Raw genomic sequence first — 403 nt, 5'->3', positions numbered from 1 at the left:
CTTATAACCTTATTTTCTGCATCGAGCAATTCAAATTGAAGAACGCCATGGTCAAAATTTTGATTATATGTTGCAAATTGAATTGAAATAGAAGAGAGATTTTGTTTTTGACTAACAAATCCTTGCTCAATCTCTGTTTTTGTTAAAATTTCTCCTATAGGTACTAAGTCTTTCACTTTAAATAGTTCTGGAATTTGTTCTTCACCTATCGCTTCATCAGAAACAATATACTTAACAGCTGCGGAACTCAATAAATAGTAATTAGATATATTATAAAATTCAGTTCGAGTGGCGGATGGATAGCTTTTAGCATCTATAAACTTATTGAAATTCTGATGCCTCTGCTCCCTTTGTATAAAGTTATGCCCTCTAAAATCATTAATATTATAAAAACTCGATGTAT

General features: G+C 30.5%; 1 protein-coding gene. It reads right to left on the bottom strand.

Going from position 1 to position 403, the window contains the following annotated elements; all coding sequences use genetic code 11:
* Nucleotides 1–403: hypothetical protein (locus CHH67_RS26430; RefSeq protein WP_218832091.1), on the bottom strand; the 403-nt coding region annotated here is incomplete at both ends.

Origin of the sequence: Paenibacillus campinasensis, from assembly GCF_002272015.1 — a bacterium.
In the GTDB taxonomy this organism is placed as follows: Bacteria; Bacillota; Bacilli; order Paenibacillales; family Paenibacillaceae; genus Paenibacillus_AQ; species Paenibacillus_AQ campinasensis.
This window is presented reverse-complemented; position numbering and strand designations above follow the sequence as displayed.